Genomic DNA, 2,153 nt, shown 5'->3' with positions numbered 1-2,153 from the left:
GCGCCCGCCGCGGCGCATCGGCCTTGCTTTCCCCGACTCTCCGGTTGAGCGCGGCACCGCCACGCCAGGTACCCCGGCGCCCTGATTGGCGACGAGACCGGACATTTTTGCGCTACCCTATGTCAGGAGGTCTGAAGTTATCATCGCGGCAATCGGGTTCATACGTGCTGCATCGGCGTGAGCGCCGATGCAGCCACGGCAGGCAGCGAAAAGGTTACCTTTCAGCCTTTCCCCGCTTGTACTGGCCCCCGCTCAGGCAATGCGTCATCCCAAATTGACTCGTTATAACCCGGACAGAGTCAATGTCTCATGGCTGCCCGGCAGGGTAATCGGGTGAAACGGTTCGTGACAAAAGGCTGAAGTGCTGAATCTGTTGTCCTCCACTGAGTCGCAGGTGGAGGACGATGATGGATACCGAGGGGACAGCATTTGCAGCGGTCGCGGAGACGACGAGTTTCCTTCACTATTTCAGCGGGTTGCCGGATCATCGTCAGGCCAGCAAAGTGGATTATCCGCTGCCGGAGGTGCTGCTCCTGATTCTTCTGGCGGTTCTTGCGGGGGCGGAGGCATTCACCGACATCGCGCGATTTGGCGAGCGGAAGATCGAACTGCTGCGGCGATTTCGGCCCTATGTAAACGGCACGCCCTCGCACGATCATCTCGGCGATATCTTTGCCACGCTTGACGCCCGCGCCTTCCAGCTTTGCTTCGTGGCCTGGGTGGCGGCGCTGACGAACACACCCGCCGAGGTGATCTCGATCGATGGCAAGACGTCGCGGCGCTCGTATCAGACCAAGGGCTCGAAAGAGGCGATCCACATCGTCTCTGCCTTCGCCGCGCGGCAACGCATCGTGCTGGGCCAGGTAAAGGTGAACGCGAAGTCGAACGAGATCGTCGCCATCCCGGCGCTGCTCGACATGATGTCGATCGAGGGCGCGGTCGTGACGATCGATGCGATGGGCTGCCAGCGTAACATCGCCGCGAAAATTATCGAGAAAAAGGCCGATTACATTGTCGCGCTGAAGGGCAATCAGGGAACCCTGCGCGAGGATGTCGAGGTTTTCGCCGATGAGCAGAAAGCCTTGAAATACAGGGATGCCACGATCAGCACGCACGAAACGGTCGATGCGGATCACGGCCGTATCGAGACCCGAAACTATACGGTGATCCACGATGTTGAATGGCTGCAGGCGATCCACCAATGGCCGGGCCTGAACGCGGTTGTCGTGGTCGAAAGCCGGCGCGAGATCAACGGCAAGATCACCGACGAGACACGCTTCTACATCACCTCGCTGGCGATGCCAGCCACCGCGGTCGGCCCCATGATCCGCGCGCACTGGGCCATCGAGAACTCCTTGCACTGGGTCATGGACATGGTCTTTCGCGACGATGAATGCCGCGTCAGAACCGACAACGCCCCAGCTAATTTCGCAACCTGCCGGCATATCGCCTACAATCTCACCCGCAACGCTCCGGGCAAAGATTCCATCCGCCTCCGGCGCAAAACCGCAGGCTGGGACGACGAGTATCTCGCAAGCCTCATCGCCGCGTGATTAAATTCACCCGATTCCCCTGGCGGAGCCCCGCTTGCGGATGGATCCGGCAAGCAAAAAATCTTCTCCAACGGTCGACCGAGCCGTCGGCGGCCATAGGTATCCAGCCATGCAACGGGGAGCGACAACTCGAGCCGAGGAAGACCCTATGATCGTCACTTTCACCGGCTCGCGTAAGGTCGGCAACATCGCCTGCAATGCAGCCGAACGACATCGCTACGCCCGCTCAAGCCGGAATCCGGCACAGTCCCCCGTCTTCCCATCCTTAAGCTCGTCGCTTTTCGTGGAGCCGGGAATTGATCTGCGACATCAGGATCGGCCCAAGGGAAAATTCCCCGACCTCCGCTTTTCGCGTCAGTCCGCGCAAGTAGCCGCCAGCTGATCTGATCGTGGTCCCACGCTGCAGGATGCATGCGACGACGACCGCCGCTTGCGTTTCGCCCAGGACGGTTTGCGCCTCCTCCCAGGCGCTCGGACTGATCCCCAGCATCGATCGCACAACCGCCGCGGTGGCTAGGAAATCGCGCCAGTTCGAAATCCCGTCCTTCGCATAATCGACGATGTCCGGGCATGCACTCAGGACCATTCCCAACGGATACG

2 protein-coding genes are annotated in these 2,153 nt (G+C 60.4%); one reads left to right on the top strand and one right to left on the bottom strand.

Annotated elements, in window-relative coordinates:
- Positions 1-407: 407 nt before the first annotated feature.
- The gene (locus tag VNX23_RS19605; protein WP_325632682.1) at positions 408-1,553 is read left to right on the top strand and encodes an ISAs1 family transposase; all 1,146 of its coding nucleotides are present in this window, start codon (positions 408-410) and stop codon (positions 1,551-1,553) included.
- A gap of 265 nt (positions 1,554-1,818) precedes the next feature.
- Here the strand turns inward: VNX23_RS19605 and repC are convergent.
- Positions 1,819-2,153: plasmid replication protein RepC (repC, locus tag VNX23_RS19600; RefSeq protein ID WP_325632681.1), on the bottom strand; the 335-nt coding region annotated here is incomplete at its 5' end.

Source organism: Bradyrhizobium sp. (assembly GCF_035570375.1).
Taxonomy (GTDB): Bacteria; Pseudomonadota; Alphaproteobacteria; order Rhizobiales; family Xanthobacteraceae; genus Bradyrhizobium.
The sequence above is the reverse complement of the archived record's forward strand: the minus strand, read 5'-3'. Positions and strand labels throughout refer to the sequence as shown.

What these genes read in the sequence shown, in the direction of transcription:
- VNX23_RS19605 (WP_325632682.1), top strand. Translation starts at nt 408, where the DNA reads ATGGATACCGAGGGGACAGCATTTGCAGCGGTCGCGGAGACGACGAGT.